16 protein-coding genes and 1 pseudogene are annotated in these 18,978 nt (G+C 53.4%); 13 read left to right on the forward strand and 4 right to left on the reverse strand.

Annotated elements, in window-relative coordinates; translation table 11 throughout:
* Positions 1-274: 274 nt before the first annotated feature.
* On the reverse strand, positions 275-1,480 hold the full coding sequence (locus AB1F12_RS13675; RefSeq protein WP_368184925.1) for a methionine gamma-lyase: 1,206 nt from the start codon (positions 1,478-1,480) through the stop codon (positions 275-277).
* A gap of 113 nt (positions 1,481-1,593) precedes the next feature.
* Here AB1F12_RS13675 and AB1F12_RS13680 point away from each other — a divergent pair, with 113 nt between their 5' ends.
* The 12 genes and pseudogenes from AB1F12_RS13680 (at position 1,594) to AB1F12_RS13735 (ending at position 12,342) form a co-directional block, all read left to right on the forward strand.
* Positions 1,594-2,052: an Lrp/AsnC family transcriptional regulator gene (locus AB1F12_RS13680; RefSeq protein ID WP_368184926.1), complete on the forward strand. Its 459-nt coding sequence runs from the start codon at positions 1,594-1,596 to the stop codon at positions 2,050-2,052.
* Positions 2,053-2,505: 453 nt separating this feature from the next.
* A complete protein-coding gene (locus tag AB1F12_RS13685) occupies positions 2,506-3,234 on the forward strand; it encodes a GntR family transcriptional regulator (RefSeq protein ID WP_368184927.1) in 729 nt (242 codons plus the stop codon).
* Positions 3,231-4,355: an enolase C-terminal domain-like protein gene (locus AB1F12_RS13690; protein WP_368184928.1), complete on the forward strand. Its 1,125-nt coding sequence runs from the start codon at positions 3,231-3,233 to the stop codon at positions 4,353-4,355. Before AB1F12_RS13685 ends, AB1F12_RS13690 begins: the two co-directional genes overlap by 4 nt.
* A 60-nt stretch (positions 4,356-4,415) precedes the next feature.
* A complete protein-coding gene (locus AB1F12_RS13695) occupies positions 4,416-5,450 on the forward strand; it encodes a transporter substrate-binding domain-containing protein (RefSeq protein WP_368184929.1) in 1,035 nt (344 codons plus the stop codon).
* A 58-nt stretch (positions 5,451-5,508) separates the two neighbouring features.
* Entirely contained in the window at positions 5,509-6,633 is a 1,125-nt protein-coding gene (locus tag AB1F12_RS13700; protein ID WP_368184930.1) for an amino acid ABC transporter permease, read from the forward strand.
* A 1-nt stretch (position 6,634) separates the two neighbouring features.
* Positions 6,635-7,714 (forward strand): amino acid ABC transporter permease, encoded by a 1,080-nt coding sequence (locus AB1F12_RS13705; protein ID WP_368184931.1) that lies wholly within the window; start codon positions 6,635-6,637, stop codon positions 7,712-7,714.
* Entirely contained in the window at positions 7,707-8,444 is a 738-nt protein-coding gene (locus AB1F12_RS13710; RefSeq protein ID WP_368184932.1) for an amino acid ABC transporter ATP-binding protein, read from the forward strand. The genes AB1F12_RS13705 and AB1F12_RS13710 overlap by 8 nt, the downstream gene beginning before the upstream one ends.
* Positions 8,441-9,379: an ornithine cyclodeaminase family protein gene (locus AB1F12_RS13715; protein ID WP_368184933.1), complete on the forward strand. Its 939-nt coding sequence runs from the start codon at positions 8,441-8,443 to the stop codon at positions 9,377-9,379. Before AB1F12_RS13710 ends, AB1F12_RS13715 begins: the two co-directional genes overlap by 4 nt.
* Before the next feature lie 11 nt (positions 9,380-9,390).
* Positions 9,391-10,146 (forward strand): amino acid ABC transporter ATP-binding protein, encoded by a 756-nt coding sequence (locus AB1F12_RS13720; protein WP_368184934.1) that lies wholly within the window; start codon positions 9,391-9,393, stop codon positions 10,144-10,146.
* Positions 10,147-10,163: 17 nt separating this feature from the next.
* Complete coding sequence (locus tag AB1F12_RS13725; RefSeq protein WP_368184935.1) at positions 10,164-11,117, forward strand: aminotransferase class IV; 954 nt, start codon at positions 10,164-10,166, stop codon at positions 11,115-11,117.
* 124 nt (positions 11,118-11,241) lie between these two features.
* Positions 11,242-11,574: pseudogene (locus tag AB1F12_RS13730) on the forward strand (IS3 family transposase); the annotation flags it as partial.
* Positions 11,575-11,820: 246 nt separating this feature from the next.
* On the forward strand, positions 11,821-12,342 hold the full coding sequence (locus AB1F12_RS13735; protein WP_368184936.1) for a winged helix DNA-binding protein: 522 nt from the start codon (positions 11,821-11,823) through the stop codon (positions 12,340-12,342).
* On the opposite strand, the gene AB1F12_RS13740 is transcribed toward AB1F12_RS13735, so the two are convergent.
* From AB1F12_RS13740 to AB1F12_RS13750, 3 genes are all read right to left on the reverse strand, one after another.
* Complete coding sequence (locus tag AB1F12_RS13740; protein ID WP_368188374.1) at positions 12,339-13,640, reverse strand: TRAP transporter large permease; 1,302 nt, start codon at positions 13,638-13,640, stop codon at positions 12,339-12,341. The genes AB1F12_RS13735 and AB1F12_RS13740 overlap by 4 nt on opposite strands.
* A gap of 2 nt (positions 13,641-13,642) precedes the next feature.
* Positions 13,643-14,167, reverse strand: a complete 525-nt coding sequence (locus AB1F12_RS13745; protein WP_368184937.1) for a TRAP transporter small permease — start codon at positions 14,165-14,167, stop codon at positions 13,643-13,645.
* Between the two features lie 68 nt (positions 14,168-14,235).
* Positions 14,236-15,195, reverse strand: coding sequence for a TRAP transporter substrate-binding protein (locus AB1F12_RS13750; RefSeq protein WP_368184938.1), 960 nt, complete (start codon positions 15,193-15,195; stop codon positions 14,236-14,238).
* Positions 15,196-15,384: 189 nt separating this feature from the next.
* Between AB1F12_RS13750 and AB1F12_RS13755 the strand changes: the two genes are divergently transcribed.
* Entirely contained in the window at positions 15,385-18,912 is a 3,528-nt protein-coding gene (locus AB1F12_RS13755; protein WP_368188375.1) for a hydantoinase B/oxoprolinase family protein, read from the forward strand.
* The last annotated feature ends 66 nt before the right edge of the window (positions 18,913-18,978 follow it).

Raw genomic sequence — 18,978 nt, forward strand, 5'->3', positions numbered from 1 at the left:
CGCATAACTTGGCCACTTAGGGGTGTTTTTGTCCACTCCGCACAGATAAATGACCACCGACCTTTCAAAGGGCGGTGGTTTTATTTTTCCAGCAACTTACTGGATTGGTAGCTTTCTTCAGCCCATCACGTCAGTGCCACATGCGCTGCGCTGTCGCGGGCAAACTTTGCTCGCTTGTTTGTTCCCTAAAGTCCCGCAGATTCAGGGATTTTTCATATCGAATAGCCTGATATCCATTGATCGCTTAATGACCCAAATGGTATTTCGATCTTGTTCACGCTGCAGAGCGAATTGGTGGTTTTGGCAAAGCTTGTTCGAGGTCATAGATCACGTCATCAATCCCTTCGAGCCCGATGGAAAGGCGCACCAATCCTTCGCTGATACCGTGCAATGCACGTTCTTCGGGGGAATAGGTTGAATGGGTCATGCTGGCCGGGTGTTGAACCAATGTTTCGGCATCCCCCAGTGACACAGCACGGGTTATGAGCTGTAGCTTGTTCATCATCGCCCGGCCTGCATCCAAACCACCTTTCAGCTCAAATGCAATCATGCCACCAAATTGCGACATCTGACGTTTGGCAATGTCGTGCTGCTCAAAACTCTCTAATCCGGGATACCAGACCTTTTGGACGCCTTCGGCATATTCTAACATCTCAGCAATAGTCGTCGCGCTTCCACAATGGCGATCCATGCGCAATTCAAGCGTCTTTAGTCCGCGCAAGATCAACATGGCATTAAAGGGGGCCATAACGGCACCTGTCATATCCTTCATCCCATAAAGCCGGATTTGGGTCACAAGCTCTTCTGATCCGACCAGCAAGCCTGCAACAACATCGCCGTGACCACCAAGGTATTTGGTTGCTGAATGCAGGACGATATCCGCCCCGTGTTTTATGGGTTGAGTCAGGTAAGGGGTCGAATATGTGTTATCAACCACAACAAGTGCTTGATTTGCATGTGCGATGTCGGACACAGCCTGAATATCAACAAGCCGCATGTTCGGGTTTGCTGGCGTTTCAAAATACACCACTTTGGTTTTTTGACTGATCGCCGCAGACAGGTTTTCAGGGGTCGTCAGGTCAACATGGGTGACGGTTACTCCGAATTTGGCCAGCCCGTGTTGCATGAACGAAAACGTACAGCCGTAAAGCGTTTTATCGAGAATGACCTCATCGCCCGGTGCCAGCAACGTCCACATCGTTGCGGTGATCGCGCCCATGCCAGACGCGAGCGCCAGCCCTGCCTCGGCACCTTCAAGCACCGCGATACGTCTTTCAAGCAAATCACATGTCGGGTTCGAGATGCGCGAATAAATATGCCCTGCGCGGTCGCCGGCAAACATTTCGCCACCAGCTTCGGCCGATTCAAAGGCAAACGTTGATGTCAGATGCAACGGAGGTGTCAATGCGCCTTCATTTTCCATCGGATCATAACCGTGGTGAATGGCACGTGTGGCAAAGCTGTCGGGGCGATTACGCATTGGGTGGCTCCGTGACTGGTTTTCAGCACAATAGAGCAGTTATACGGTCAATAGATTGCCAATTATGCCCCATTTTGGTACTCTGTTAGCATATTATGCCAATGGGGATGTAAGTGGACCACAAAGATCGCCAGATCATTCGCGCCCTGCAACGCAATAGTCGAATGACGAATCAAGACCTCGCTGCCGAGGTGAACTTGTCTCCATCGCCATGTCTGCGTCGCGTGAAGCTGCTAGAACAGAGCGGCGCGCTCAAAGGCTACACTGCTGAGGTTGACGCAAAGGCTTATGGTCTCCCGGTGACGGTTTTTGTCCGTGTCAGCCTGACCGGTCATACCGCAAAAGTTGTCCAGCAGTTTGAGAAACAAATCAGTCGCGTGGATCAGGTTCTGGAATGTTTTGTGATGACCGGCACATCTGATTATCTGTTGCGCGTGGTTGTTGCGGACCTGTCAGATTATGAGGATTTTGTACGCAGGCGCCTGCATCCGATTGGTGGCATAGGGTCAATCGACAGCAGCTTTGTGTACGGAGTGGTGAAGAAAACAGGCGTTTTCCCAATGCTCGATTGACGTAAGGTGCGACCGGTTGCACGGTTGAAGATTGCAAAAAACACCTTTTCAAAGGGCGCTTGGCAACGTCGGTTCATCCGTGGTGTGAGACATGTGTTGCGATTGAAGCTCCATTGAAAGCAGAAACATCAATGGGGCGATAATCGGGATCCTGAACCCGCCGCCGCTGATCAACCTGTTGTCGTAACTCGCATGCTTAAGGGGCATGCAGTCCACGTTAAAGTGGCAACGTTCTCTTACAGAATCGCCAAATCCATCAAATTGACCGCCTGACAAAACGCAGAACATCTATTTGGCACGTTAAACCTGAAATCTATAATATACTGTTAACATTAATTAAATTTCCACATTTGGAAATTTGTGGACACAATCACGCGGCCTTGTCATATTGCATGCAAGTTGTATGCAATGATTCGAGTGTTTGTTTATTGACCCCCTTGAAGTGGAAATCGCATGACGGAAACAAAGTCCTATCAACGAGGGTCTGCCGCGACTGAGATTTGCAATGTGCTGCGTCGTGAAATTCTAACACTGACATTGGAACCCGGCACACCTTTGGATGAAACGGGGCTTTCTAAACGTTTCAACGTATCTCGATCCCCCATTCGCGAAGTGCTCAATCGGTTGCTGGCCGAACGTTTGGTCGAAGCCTTGCCAAACCGTACCACGATTGTCGCGCCTGTTGACCTGATGAACTTTTCCAATTTCATCGAGGCGCTTGATTTGCAGCAGCGATATGCAACGCGGCTCGCGGCACGCAATCGCAGTGCTGATGACGTGGCCAATTTGCGAAAACTGTCGGACCAATATCGTGATGCTGTGCATTCCGCCAAAGCGTTTGAAACACTGCAGGCGAATTTTGAGTTCCACCATGCCGTCGCTGTTGCCGGCAAAAACCCCTATGTGGTGCGCCAATATGGCGAATTATTATCAGAAGCACGCCGGTTGCTGCACATCCATATTAAGTTTTTGGATGCGCAGGGGCGCTGGGATGTTCTGGATGATCAGCACGACGATTTTGTGGATGCGATCGAAGCCCAAGACGTGGCCTTGGCGGATCGCATTGCGCATGAACACACCCTTCAATTCCACGACCGGTTCCTGAAAGCGCTACAATATAAATCAGACGATGGGTTTGAGCTTGAATTGATCGACCTGACCGGTGCGGGGGCCCGCGCGTGACCACCATCAGCCACATAAGATTGTCCTCTCATTGCAATGATCTGGGCGGAAAAATCTGGAACCCGGCGATCCGCTGGACCCAGAAATACGCCGTATTTGTTGAGGTCATTGATAGCAACGGCCAGGTTGGCTTGGGCGAATGCTGGTGTTTTGATACCGCACCTGACCCGCTTTTGGCCTTTTTGCGCACCGAAGTTATTCCGCATTTCATTGGCGTCCAAATCGACGATGCCTTTGAGGTTGCGCAGCGCCAGATCGAACGTGCCACGTTGACGGCACGGCATGGCATGTTGATGTCTGCATTGTCAGGCATTGATATCGCGATTTGGGATCTTAAGGCGCAGCGCGCGGATCTGCCGCTGTGGCGGGTGATCAATCCAAACGCAGCTGGTGATTTTCAGCTCTATGGCAGTGGCGGCTTATATGGCCAGAACAAGACGCTGCAAGATTTGCAAACTGAAATGGCGTCAATGCGCGATGACGGTTTTCACATCCTGAAAATGAAGGTCGGGGCGCTGTCCGTTGAACAGGATGTTGCGCGGGTCAAGGCGGCGTTGGACATGCTGCCCGCCCCACACAAACTGATTGTGGATGGGGTCTATAAATATACCGCAACCACCGCCATGCAGCTCTTTGAGGCATTGCCGCGTGATCGCATCGAGGCGTTCCAGTCCCCTATTGCTGCGCATGATTATGCCGGGATGGCCGAACTGGTCAAAAATGGCGTTCCGGTTATGGCAACCGAGGCAGAATACCGCGACGAGCTTCATCAAAAATTGGTCCAAGAGGTCAGGGTGCCGTTCCTTCAGACGGCCCCGGTTGCGGTTGGCGGCATTTCCCGTCTGCAACAATTGCAGCGCCTCATTTCTCATAGCGAAACCCGTATCACACTTGAGGTTTCGTCCACTTCGGTTGCTTTGATCGCCGCTTGCCATTTGGCCGCCGCGAGCAAGGACATTGCACATGTTGAACGTCATTACGTTCATCAAGTGTTCTTCGAGCAGCTTAACCTTGCATCGTCACCTGACAGTCCCGGTCAGTTTTTTCTCCCGGAAAAACCCGGTCTTGGGTGCTTCCTGCCTAAGGATCAGGTGACGGTGCATTCCACAAACACCCACTGACAAATTTGTCCAAGAGCCAACAAGGCCACCAAAACTTCATCCCTTCCAACGGAGAGCGACATGCTTACTAAACTTATGAAATTTGCAACGGTTGCATCGCTGGCATTTGCCGGTGCAACCTCTGCTCAGGCCCAAGAAGAGGGCCTGTTGGGCGAAATCATCGCGCGCGACAGCCTGCTATGTACCGGACATAACGGCAGCTATCTTGGCTTTGCCGAAGTTGACGCACAGGGCGAATGGCAGGGGTTCGACATCGAAATGTGCCGCGCATTGGCCACGGCCATTCTGGGCAGCCCGGACAAAGTTCAGATCATTCCAATCAGTTGGGCACAGCGTTTCCCGGCCATTCAATCCGGTGACATTGATGTCATCATCAAAGTGACCGGCTGGACCATGACCCGCGATACGGAACTGGGTCTGCAATATTCACGCCCCTATTTCATCGGCCCCTTTTATGTGATGTCGCGGACAGATTTGGGCGCAGAAAACATCTCTGATCTAGAAGGCGGCGTGTTTTGCGTGAATGCAGGCACAACCGTTGAACGGGTTCTGGCCGATTACATGGAAACCAACGCAATCGAATATGAGCCCCTGTCGTTCGAAAAAGGCGAAGAGCTGCGCGCCGCTCTATACGCGGGACGGTGTGATGCGATTGCAGGCTTTGGTCCCTTTTTGTCCTCAACACGGGTGAACGCGCCCAACCCAGATGATTTCACCATCATTGGGGACGTGATCAAACTGGAACCAGAAGGCATCGTTGTGCGCCAAGGCGAAGATGACTTCCTAGATGTCATCAACTGGATGGTGTCCGCGCTGTTGCTGGCCGAAGAAAACGGCATCACCTCAGAAAACGTTGATGAAATGCGTGCAAATCCCCCATCGGCCACGGTCGAACGCCTGCTGGGTGTGACGCCGGGTGTTGGCGCGCGTCTGGGGCTGCAGGATGACTGGGCCTACAACGTGATCAAAACCGTCGGCAATTATGGTCAAATTTACGACCGGACTGTCGGCGAAGGGTCGCGTTACCAGCTGCCCCGTGGCCTGAACAATCTGTGGAACAATGGCGGTCTGCTTTATCCGCTGGTTCTGGATTAATTCCCTGACTGGGCGCGCCTTTGTGCGCGCCCTTTTTTAAAACAAAAGGGGGGTCAAAATGACCACGCTCTTTACCTCACAAAAATTCCGAAGAACCGCCACGCAAGTATTATTCATTGCCGTGGTCGTTGCGACTATTCTGGCGGTCATCCTTGTCGGGCGCACGAATATCGCAGATCAGGGGATCGCAACCGGATTTGGTTTTCTGAGCCAGACCACAGGCTGGCCCGTTAGTTTTTCTATCATCGAAGTCGGGCCACGGTCGACCTATTTACAGGTCTTGTTTGCCGGCCTGCTGAACACGATGCTTGTGGGGTTCATGACCCTGTTTTTCGCAACGCTGTTGGGGTTGTTTTTGGCGTTGATGCGTATTTCAAACAACGGTTTGATGAAGCTCGCCGGCACAACCTATGTCGAAATTTTCCGCAACGTGCCCGTCATCCTACAAGTGTTTTTCTGGTATGCGATCCTGACGCATATGCCCGGACCACGACAGGCCTATTCTCTTGCCGATATCGCGTTCTTTTCAAACCGGGGCTTGATGCTACCGGCGCCAAGTCTGTCGGGACTGGATATCGTGCTTTTCTTGGGGGGCTGCGTTGCCATCATCATCGGGGTGAAGGCAACAAAAACCAAACTGCGGGTTCCCTTTGCAGTGTTTGCGATGGTGGTTCTGTTTGCGGCCCTGCTGTTAACTGGGCGCGCCCCAGATGTGCCGCTCTGGTCTGTTCCAGAACTAAAAGGGCTGCGATTTGTTGGCGGCGTCACCCTGAAACCCGAATTTTCGGCGCTGTTGATCGGCCTGACCCTGTTTGGCGCTTCCTACATTGGTGAAATCATCCGCGGCGGGCTGATTTCGGTCGACAAAGGCAAGCTGGAAGCCGGGTCTGCATTGGGAATGTCATCGTTCCAGATCAACCGCTATATCCGCATTCCTTTGGCGTTTCGCGCGATGCTGCCGTCGCTGTCCAACCAATATATCTGGCTGATGAAGGGGACAACCGTTGGGATCGCCATCGGATATCCCGACTATTTTGCCATTGTGTCCACATCCATCAACCAATCTGGCCAGACGATGGAACTGTTGGCGCTGCTGATGGGGGGATTCATCGTCGTGAATTATTCCATCGGTTTTGCGATGAACCTGTTGAATTCACGCCTGAAACTCAAAGGGAGAAGCTAGCATGGCTACGTCTGTCACCCCGCCATTGCCCAAACAGGGTTTGAGCAGCTGGTTAAAGAAAAACTTCTTTTCCACTTGGCTGAACACAGGGTTCACCATCCTTTTTGGCGCTCTGATCATTTGGATTTTCGCAAAGCTCACAAACTGGGCGGTCCTAGACGCCATCTGGACCGTCGATAACAAAGAGCATTGCGGCCACGGCGCAGGGGCCTGTTGGGCCGTGATCCAAGACCGCGGTCGGTTGATCATGTTTGGCCTTTACCCTTACGAAGAACAGTGGCGATCCACCCTCGCTTGCTTGGTTGTGATCCTGACGATTGGCCTGTCTTGTTTGCCCTCTTTTTGGTCGATCAAAAAACTGCCGGCCCTCTGGGTGATTGGTTTTGGCGCTTTTGTTTTGTTGATGCGCGGCGGTTTTGCGGGTTTGCCGCTGGTGACTTCGGAACAATGGGGGGGATTGTCGCTCACGATCTTTATCTTCTCTGCGGTTTTTGTGATTGGCATGCCCCTCGCTGTGATCTTTGCTTTGGCGCGGCGGTCTAGCCTGCCTGTGATCGCAAAAGGCACGGGGCTGTTCATCGATCTGGTCCGGTCTCTGCCGCTGTTGACCATCCTTTTTGCAGCAGCAGTTGTTGTGCCGTTGCTTGTGCCCGATTGGCTTGAGGGCAACAAACTGGGTCGTGTGGTGATTGCCTTTGCGGTGTTCTTTGCCGTTTACCAAGCCGAAATTATCCGCGCAGGTTTGCAATCCACATCCCAAGGTCAAGAAGAAGCCGCCGTCGCCCTGGGCATGCCCTATTGGTCACTGGTGGTGGATATCCTATTGCCCCAAGCGTTTCGCAACACCCTGCCCTCTACCATCAACCAAGCGGTCATCACCTTTAAGGAAACGTCGATCGTCACCATCATCGGTTTTTTTGAGGTCATGGCATCGGGCAATGCGGCCATTGGCGGTGGCGAATGGACCGAACAATTTGTCGAAGTCTACGTCTTCTTGGCCTTGGTCTATTTCGTCTTTGTCTTTGGCCTGTCGCGCTATGGCGCATGGCTGGAAAACAGAATGAGGGTTGGGCATGCTTGAGGCTGCAATTTCGGTTAAATCCGTAAACAAATATTATGGCACACATCATGCCCTAAAAGGGATCGATCTGGATGTGCCACAGGGGCAAACGCTGGTGATTTGCGGGCCTTCTGGGTCCGGAAAATCCACGTTGATCCGCACCATGAACGGGCTTGAAACCATCGCGTCGGGTCAGCTTAGGGTGTTGGGCATGGATATCGCCGATGACGCCAGAAATCTGGATGCCGTGCGCAAAAAGGTTGGCATGGTGTTTCAGAACTTCAACCTATTTCCGCATCTGACAATTCTGGAAAACTGCACCCTGCCGCAAATCCGGTCTGTGGGCCGTGACCGCGCGGCCGCAATGGATGAGGCAATGGATCAGCTGAAAAAGATGCATGTCGACATCCATGCGGACAAATATCCCGATCAATTGTCCGGTGGCCAAAAGCAACGCGTGGCCCTCGCGCGTGCGCTTTGTCTGAAACCAGAGGTGATGCTGTTTGACGAACCCACATCTGCACTGGACCCTGAAATGATTTCAGAGGTGTTGGATGTGATGCAGGATCTGGCCAAAGAAAACATGACCATCGTCTGTGTGACCCACGAAATGGGTTTTGCCCAAGCCGTGGCGGATTCTGTTTTGTTGATGGCGGATGGCGAAATCGTCGAACAGGGCACGCCGGATCAGATGTTTAACAGCCCCCAGCACGCGATCACCCGTCAGTTCATGGATGTGGTCAAGAAATGACCGCCCCTGACCAGCCCCGCTATATTTCGCGCGCGGATTTCGACAGGCCAATCGACTGGCTAAGCTTGACCGAAGCCTTAAAGGCTGGGCATCGCTTGCCAAAAGCGCGGGTCGAGGATGTGTTTTTGGGCGAACAAGGCAGCTCTTTGCTGAGCCGGTCCGCATGGATCGACGGGCTTGGATTTGGTGTCAAAAGCGTGACGGTTTTTGCACAAAACCCGGCGCAAGGTTTGCCATCCGTCCAAGGGGCCATGTTGCTATTTGACCCGGCCCATGGCGGTCTGCGCGCCGTGATTGATAGCGGTCTGGTCACGGATCTGAAAACCGCCGCTGACAGTGCGCTTGGGGCGCGTTATCTGGCGCGACCAGACAGCGAAACGATGTTGGTGATCGGGGCGGGTGCTGTGGCAGGCAATGTGATTTCGGCCTATGCGCAATTGTTCCCATCCCTGCGGCACATTTCGATTTGGAACCGCACCCATGCCAAAGCCGAGGCGTTGGCCCAATCTGTGACCAGCGATCAGCTGCGCGTGACTGCGATCCAGGATCTGCCACAGGCGGCATCGCATTCTGACATCATCGTCACCGCGACCATGTCGATCACCCCAATTTTATTGGGCGATTGGGTGCAGCCGGGCACACATGTCGACCTGATCGGCGCATTCCGCGCGGAAATGCGCGAAGCAGATGATGCATTGCTGCAAAAGGGGCGCATCTTTGTGGATAGCCGCGACACCACCATCCACCATATCGGGGAACTCAAAATCCCGATTGCCGCAGGGGTTATTTCCCGCGCCGATGTTCTGGCCGACTTTTACGACTTTGCTGATGGTTACGCCGGTCGAACCTCTGCGCAGGACATTACCATCTTTAAGAACGGCGGTGGGGCGCATCTGGATGTCATGACGGCCGACGCCATTCTGGACGCCATATAATGGGGGGAAATATGCCTGAACATTCACAACAGGAACCAGCCGTAAAAATCGTAAGAATGCACAAATTCTATGGCACATTTCACGCGCTCAAAGACATCAACCTGAATGTCGCCAAAGGGGAACGCTTGGTGATTTGCGGGCCGTCAGGTTCGGGCAAATCCACGTTGATCCGATGCATCAATGCGCTTGAAGACTTTCAAATTGGGTCCGTCAATGTTCTGGGGACAGAACTTGATGATGATCTGGACCATATCGAAGCGATCCGCCGCGAGGCTGGGATGGTGTTCCAACATTTCAATCTGTTCCCCCATATGACGATCCTTGAAAATTGCGTTCTAGCGCCGATGATCGTGCGCAGTATCCCGCGCCCACAAGCAGAGAAAACCGCGCTTAAGCATTTGGAAAAAGTACGAATTCTGGACCAAGCGCAGAAATATCCGGGGGAATTGTCGGGGGGGCAGCAACAGCGCGTTGCCATCGCGCGTGCACTGTGCATGGACCCGGAAATCCTATTGTTTGACGAACCCACATCCGCCCTTGACCCCGAAATGATCGCAGAGGTTCTGGACGTGATGGTCAGCCTCGCAAAAGAAGGGATCACCATGCTTTGTGTGACCCATGAAATGGGCTTTGCCCGAGAGGTCGCCGATCGCGTCATCTTTATGGCGGATGGGCAAATCCTAGAAGAAGCCAAACCAGATACGTTTTTTGACAGCCCCCAACATGACCGCGCTAAGGCGTTTCTTGAGCAGGTCATTGGGCATTAATCAATCCAGAGAGAGCCATGATAACTGATCAAGCCCCGAGCCATTCAACCCATGACGCCGAACGTGACACGCGAAATGACACCATAAAAATCTATGTGAACGGGCAAATTGTGCCCAAGGCCGACGCCGTTGTTTCTGTGTATGATAGCGGCTTTATGCTGGGTGATGGCATGTGGGAAGGCATGCGACTTTATGATGGGCAATGGGCGTTTTTTGATGAACACATGGACCGGCTGTTTAATTCGCTGAAATCAGTGTCGATCCAGCTGGATATGACCCCCGACGACATTAAGGATGTGCTCAATCGCACCGCGGCGGCCAATGAAATGACGTCGGACGCACATTGCCGCCTGATGATCACCCGTGGCCGTAAATCCAAACCGTTTCAGCATCCGGGGCTTAGTAAGTTCGGCCCTACCGTTGTGGCAATCATCGAACATTCAAAACCCGCAGAAACGCTGCTAAAGAGCGGCATTCGTTTGGCAACCGTCTCACAGGTGCGCGGTCTGCCCATGAGTCAGGACGCCAAATACAACAGCCATTCCAAGCTAAACTGCGTCATCGGCAGTTTGCAGGCCGAACAGGCCGGCGCGGACGAAGCTCTGATGCTGGATCCGCATGGGTTCGTAAACACGACAAATGCCTGCAATTTCTTTATCGTGCGCCGTGGCGAGGTTTGGACCTCTACCGGGGATTATTGCATGAACGGTGTGACCCGCCAAAAAGTCATCGATTTGTGCCACGCAAACGGTATCCCACTCAAAGAAAAGAATTATTCTTTGTACGAAGCCTATGGCGCGGACGAAGCGTTTTTGACCGGAACGTTCGGCGCGCAGACACCTGTCGCAGAAATTGACGGCAAACCAATTGGCACCAAAGTTGGCGCCGGGCCGATAACATTGAAAATTCGCGACCTATACAAAGAATTGGTCGCAGCAAATGTTGCATCTCAAAAGACTGCTCAAGCATGATCTGAGCGGGAATGGTGGTAGGCGATAGGGCAATGCAAAATAGACAGGATGTTGTTGCGCGGGCGGATTGAAACGGGTTCGTGCCGCGCTAAACGCACTGTCATCTTTCCTCGCTCCTTTAAGCAGAATTGATCTGGTTATGCTGACACATAGCAAAGCACAGTCACGCCTAGGTCTAGGCAGCTATGGTCGGCCAAAAATGACTGTTAAGTTGAACGAGACCGGCCTGAATGTTGGCCATCTTAGTGTTGGTGGTCTGATACTACAGAACGACATATCTGTGGTTAGCACCCACAAACACAATGTAACCACTGCACCCGATCACAAGTTCAACACAGTTTCCAACCAACTGGATCGTGACTGCAGCACTGATCAACAAAACCAGAATCTGGCAGGAGACATCAATCATGTCTGGTCGCCCGAAGATTGGATATACTTGGCTGTGATCCTGAACCTAACTCTGACAGCGCAGGACGCAACGGGTTGCCGACCAAACATTTGCGCTGTCTCGGCACAATGACCACTAGCAAAACACTCATAGCTGAGACCATGTACAGACCGTTTTGTTCGATCACATAACCGCCCTTAATCTGTCGGGCTTTGTATTTTCTCTGCCTAAAAAAGAGACGGTGCAAACAAAAATTGAACTTCCCAGTGGCGATATGTACATTAAATGTGAATAAAACGCTGAGGAATTACAGGTATGAGCGATCAAAACTTCCCCCAAAGACGAATCGTGTCTTCCCGTCATTTGGCAGATGGGGAAAACTGGGAAGCGTCTGAAATCGAATATGGCATGATCATTGCCTATAATGCGTTTTCGCGTTGGATGACCCGTTGCATGTCGGCCGCCGGCAATACGGATCTGACACCGTTGGAAATTCTGGTGCTGCATAACACCAATCACCGCGGGCGCGACAAACGGCTGACCGACATTTGTTTTCTCCTCAACATTGAGGATACGCACACCGTGAATTATGCCCTGCGCAAATTGCTAAAGATGGAGCTTCTTGTTTCACAAAAACGGGGCAAAGAAGTCTTTTACAGCACCTCACCCAGCGGCGAAACATTATGCGAAGCTTACCGCGAAATGCGGGATCGCTGTTTCATTGATGGGCTGTCCCGGTTGGGTATGAATGGCGACGAAATGCGCGAAATCGCAGCAAGCCTGCGCGCCCTGTCCGGCCAATATGATCAGGCCAGCAGGGCGGCAGCGTCGCTTTAGCTCGACATAAATGTCGGCAAAAAGGTGACGATCTGCGGGAAGAAGCAGATCAGAAAAACACCGAGCAAAAGCAGCAAAAAGAACGGAAATGCGGCTTTTGCGATGCGTAAGATGTCGATGCCCGTCAGGCCTTGGATCACGAATAGGTTGAACCCAACGGGTGGGGTGATCTGGCTCATCTCAACCACAATCACGAGGTAAATCCCGAACCAAATGGGATCAATTCCGACGGCTTGTACCATGGGCATGATGATCGATGTTGTTAGGACGATGACGGAAATTCCATCCAGAAAACAGCCCAGAATGATAAAGAAAATCGTCAAAGCCACAAGCAGCGCGGACACGGATAGGTTCATGTCAGCGATCCATGCCGCTAGATTACGCGGCAGACCGGTGAACCCCATCGAAACGGATAAAAACGCCGCGCCAAGCAGGATCAGGGCGATCATACAGGATGTCCGCGTTGCCGACATAACGGCGTCGCCAAACAGTTTCCAACTAAACGCGCCCGACGTCCAGGCAAGGATCGTCGCCAACACAACGCCCAGCGCAGCCGCATCCGTTGGCGATGCCAACCCGCCGTAAATGGACCCAATGACCCCCCCAATAAGAAGCGCAACAGGGATCAGGCGCCGCGAGGCTTTGAATTTTTCGCGCAGCGTAAATGTTTCGTCGATCGTTGGGATCAGGCCGGGATTCATCCACGCACGCACCGCAACATAGCTGGCAAACAGCGTCATCAGCATGATCCCCGGCAGGATCGCCGCAATAAACAACCGGGCAATGGATTGCTCTGTTGCCACGCCGTAAACGATCAGGATGATTGATGGCGGGATTAACAATCCCAGCGTCGCTGACCCGGCCAACGTGCCCAAAATCAAGCTTTCAGGATAGCCGCGCTTTGTCAGCTCTGGCACAGACATCCGGCCAATCGTCGCCGCTGTTGCCGCCGAAGACCCCGAAACCGCCGCGAAAATGGCGCAGCCAAACACATTCACATGCAACAACCGCCCCGGCGCGCGACTTAGCCACGGGACAAGCCCCGTGAACATGTCATCGCTCATACGCGATCGCAGCAATATTTCCCCCATCAGGATAAACAATGGCAACGCGGTCAGCGCCCAGCTATGGGAATGGCCCCAAAAAGTGGATGCCAACACCAAACCCGACGGCGCATTTGAGAAAAACACCAGCCCCGTCAGGCCGACAAGCGACAGTGATATGGCCACCCAGACGCCACTGGCCAGCAATGCAATCAGAAGCCCAAGCAGAACCGCGCCGATTATTGGATCAGACATCATTATACCTCGCCCGGTGTCGACAAAATGGGCGCGCGTGCGGCCAGCAGTTCAACCAATGTATGGAGTATGGCAATCAGCAAAAGTGCGATACCAAACGCAGCCACGCTCTGAGGTAGCCAAAGCGGTACGGGTATGATGCCATTCGAAACATCCCCATAGTGAATGCTCTCTGCGACCAGTGACGCCATGAAAAAAGCCGCGTAACCAATGATGGCAGTTGTGATGAGCAACACAAACAATTCTGCAACAAACTGGGCCCGTTGGGACAGTCGTGACACCACCAGATTGACCCGGATGTGGCCGCCAGCACGCAGCGTATGCGCCATCGCAAGGAACGTAGCACCCGCGAGCATAAAGCCAGAGAAGTCAGCATAAGAGGGGATCGTCGAAGGAAGAACGCCGGGGGCGAAGCGGCCAAAGGCGTTCAGGCAGATTTGTGCAGAGATCAGCAAGCAAATACACAAGATCAACCCACCCGCGATCATGCCACAAATGTCGTATAATTTTTGAAGTAAGCGAGACATCGCACCGGCGTCCTTTTGGTCAAAAAACTGGCCGCTACCGTAAATGATAGCGGCCAGTTCAGGGAGTTTTAGTTTTGGTATGCGTTCAAAACGGTCCGGGCGCCATCTGATGCCGCAGCGTCCCAAGTGCCCAACATTGTTTCACCGATGCCTTGCAGGCCTTCGATCAGACCCGCGCTGGGTTCGTAAACAATGATGCCATTTTCAGCGAGCGCGGCTGTCATGCTCTCAGCTTCGGCGGCGGACATGTCCCAACCGCGGGTTTCAGCGGCCTCTGCGGCGGCCAAAACGGCGGCTTGGGTGTCGGCATCCAGACCGTCAAACATACGTTTGTTGACGACCACGATGTTTTTGGGAACCCAGGCATTGATCGGCGTATAATGCGTCACAAAATCCCATGCAGTTGAATTCACCCCGGTTGACGGGGATGTAATCATCGCTTCGACCTGACCCGTGGCAAAGGCCTGTGGGATGTTTGAGGCTTCGATCTGCACGGGCGCGGCCCCTGCAAGGGTTGCGAATTCTTCCAATGCGGCGTTATAGGCCCGGAAACGCAGGCCGTTCAGATCGTCCACCGTTGCGATTTCACCATTCGTATAAAGCCCCTGTGCCGGCCATGGCACGGAAAACAGCGGCATCAGACCTTGTTCAGCCAACAGGTCAGTGATGACAGGTTTTTGTGCGGCCCACAGACGTGCAGCATCGTCATAGCTGGTGGCGACAAACGGTTGGCTGTCCACACCAAAGGCGAGATCTTCGTTTGACAAACGGGACAGGAAAAATTCGCCTAGCGGAACCGAACGGTTGCGAATGGCGCCTTTGATTTCCGCATGTGGGAACAGCGATCCAGCAGAGTGAAGCGTAATATCCAGCCCCCCATCCGTGGCTGCGCGGACATCATCGGCGAATTGCGCAATGTTCTGAGTGTGGAATGTGCTGTCACCATAGGGTGTTGGCATGTCCCAGTTTTGCGCCGTGGCGACCTGTGCACACAAAAGAGCAGCGGCACCAAAGATGAAGTGTTTCATGAGGTTTCTCCCTATCAAATTCAATGTGGACTGATTTAACTCGAATCCATTACGTTGACAATTTGTCAGCGTTATATCCATAAAGCAACAACAAATTGATTCTAGGAGGCGGATGTGGACAACGTGCAAACAGGAAAATGGCAGTTTTGGGTCGATCGTGGCGGTACGTTTACAGATATCGTCGCACGTATGCCCAACGGGGCGCTAAAGACGCATAAACTTTTGTCTGAAAATCCAGAAGTTTACCCCGATGCGGCGGTCCATGGAATCAAGTCATTGCTTGGCCAAGATGCTAACACCGAAATCACACCCGGCCAAATCGCAGCGGTCAAAATGGGCACAACGGTTGCGACCAATGCTCTGCTGGAACGCAAAGGTGAACGCACAATTTTGCTGATAACCAAAGGTCTGCGGGACCTGCTACGTATCGGTTATCAGAATCGGCCGGACCTGTTTGCGCTGAATATTCAACTGCCCGAACTGTTATACGAAGAGGTGATCGAGATCGATGAACGTGTTGCAGCGGACGGCACAATCATCCAAGCGCTGGACACAACAAAGGCCCGAACCGCATTGTCACAGGCCTATGGCAAAGGGTTCCGTTCGGTCGCCATCGCATTGATGCACGGCTACAAATACACCGATCATGAAAAACGATTGGGCGACATGGCGCGCCAAACCGGCTTTCAGCAAATATCCTTGAGCCACGAAGCCAGCCCCCTGATCAAACTGGTGTCGCGCGGAGACACGGCGGTTGTCGACGCCTATCTTTCTCCGATTTTGCGCCGATATATTGACCAGGTCGCATCTGCGCTGAACGCCGGAAACGGCGGCTGCGACAGTCTGATGTTCATGCAGTCAAATGGCGGGCTAACGGATGCGGGACGTTTTCAGGGCAAAGACGCGATTCTATCGGGACCTGCGGGCGGCGTTGTTGGCATGGTGCGCACCGCGGCGGATCTGGGATTTGATCGCTTAATCGGCTTTGATATGGGCGGCACATCCACAGATGTTTGCCATTACGCAGGCGAATACGAACGTTCCTTTGAAACCGAAGTCGCCGGGGTGCGGATGCGTGCCCCGATGATGTCGATCCACACGGTCGCTGCGGGTGGCGGGTCTATTCTGTCCTATCGCGATGGTCGCATGCAGGTCGGCCCAGAAAGCGCGGGCGCAAATCCCGGCCCCGCCGCCTATCGACGTGGCGGGCCGTTGACGGTAACAGATTGCAACGTGCTGCTGGGCAAATTGCAACCGGATCAGTTTCCATCGGTGTTTGGCCCCAATGCCGATCAACCGTTGGACATAAACGCCGTCAGAGAAAAGTTCGCAACGCTAAAGGCGGACATCGGCACGGACAAATCCGTCGAAGAAATCGCCGAAGGGTTCCTGCGCATCGCCGTTGAAAACATGGCCAACGCCATCAAACAGATCAGCGTGCAACGTGGCTATGACGTGACACAATACACGATGAACTGCTTTGGGGGTGCAGGTGGTCAGCATGCCTGTCTGGTGGCGGATACACTGGGAATGGAAAGCATTTTCATTCATCCCTTTGCGGGCGTTTTATCGGCCTTTGGAATGGGGCTTGCGGATGTGCGGTCTATTCATGAACACCAGTTCGCTGGGTCAATTGACGACATTACCCGCGCTCAAACGGCGCTCGGTCGTTTGATCAATGCCGCCCAATCTGACGTGCGCGCCCAAGGGATCGCAGATGCAGATATCACCACCATTGTATCCGCACATATTCGCACCGACGGTGCGCATCAAACCCTGGACGTTCCTTTTGGCACCCCCAAAGAAATGACCGACAGCTTTAATGCGGCCCATAAAACCCGGTTTGGATTTGTGCCCCATTCGGCGGAATTGATCATTGATTTGCTCACCGCAGAGGCCATCGGGTCAACGGGCGAAGAGGTAACCCTGCCCGACACGGTGCATATAGACGAAACCACCCAAACCGCGCAGATGTTTTCAGACGGTGGCTGGACAGAGGTGCCATTGGTCAATCGCGCCAGTCTGGCAAACGGTGAAACGGTGACGGGCCCTGCGATTTTGACCGAACCCACCGGCACCAACATCATCGAAGATGGCTGGCAGGCCGAATGCGCGGCGGGGGGCAATCTGGTGCTGCGGCGCATCGTGCCTCTTGCACGAACCGAAGCGATCGGAACATCCGTTGATCCGGTCATGCTAGAGGTGTTTAACAACCTATATATGTCCATCGCCGAGCAAATGGGCGCCACTTTGGCCAACACGGCCTATTCGGTGAACATCAAGGAACGGCTCGACTTTTCTTGTGCCATTTTTGACCAAAACGGCGATCTGGTGGCCAATGCGCCGCACGTTCCGGTCCATCTTGGATCAATGTCGGGCAGCGTTCGGTCGATCCTAAGCGCAAATGCAGGCAACATTCGCCCCGGTGACGTGTTCATGATGAACAACCCGTTTAATGGTGGCACCCATTTGCCTGATGTCACCGTGATCACGCCCGTTTTTGATGATGCTCAGGAAAACATCATCTACACCGTCGCGTCACGCGGGCATCATGCAGATATTGGCGGAACGACGCCCGGCTCTGCGCCCCCCGACAGCCGCCACATAGAAGAAGAAGGCGTGCTGATCGACAATTTCCTATTGGTCAAAGAAGGCGATCTGCAGGAACAGCAAACCCGTGATCTGTTGTCGTCGGCCAAATACCCCTGCCGCAATGTCGATCAAAACATGGCGGATCTCTCGGCCCAAATCGCCGCCAACGCAACCGGCGCGCGTGAGTTGCAAAAAATCACCCGTCAATTCGGATTAGAAACGGTGCAAGCCTATATGGGTCACGTTCAGGACAACGCCGAAGAAAGCGTGCGTCGGGTTCTGGATGTCCTCCATGATTGCCAGTTTACCTATCCGTTGGACAGCGGCGCGCAGATCAAGGTGCAGATAACCGTCGACAAGGCGACCCGTTCCGCCAAAATCGACTTTACCGGGACCTCTGATCAGGACGACCTGAACTATAATGCGCCCCTTTCGATTTGCCGCGCTGTTGTGCTTTATGTGTTTCGCACATTGGTAGGGTCAAACATCCCCATGAACGAAGGCTGTATGAAACCCCTGCACCTGACCGTTCCGCAGGGATCAATGATCAACCCCGATGCACCCGCTGCGGTCATTTCAGGGAATACCGAGGTGTCACAGGCCATTGCAGATACGCTGTATGGTGCGCTGGGTGTCATTGCGGGCAGTCAGGGGACGATGAACAATTTTGTTTATGGCAACGACACTTACCAAAACTACGAAACCATCTGTGGCGGGACCGGCGCGGGGGATGGATTTAACGGAGCCAGCGCCGTTCACAGCCACATGACCAATACCCGCATGACCGATCCCGAAGTGTTGGAAACCCGGTTTCCCGTGCGCATAGAAGAATTTTCCATTCGGCGCGGCTCTGGCGGGGCTGGGGCCTATCGCGGGGGGGATGGGATTGTGCGCAAGTTGCGTTTCAATGAACCAATGACGGTGACAACCCTGACATCGCATCGTCAGACCGCGCCCCATGGCACCGCAGGTGGAATGGCGGGCGCAACCGGTGAAAACGCGGTTGTGCGGCTGGATGGACATGTTGAACACATGAAAGGAAACGATGTCGCCCACATGAATGCAGGTGATGTGTTTGTGCTGAAATCCCCGGGTGGCGGCGGATATGGAACGGTTAAATCATAGCCATACATATCTGACCCTCGGCGCGTGCGCGACCTGACAGGCCCGCCTTTGGTCGCAACACATCAC

This window comes from Aestuariibius sp. HNIBRBA575 (assembly GCF_040932005.1).
In the GTDB taxonomy this organism is placed as follows: Bacteria; Pseudomonadota; Alphaproteobacteria; order Rhodobacterales; family Rhodobacteraceae; genus CANLNM01.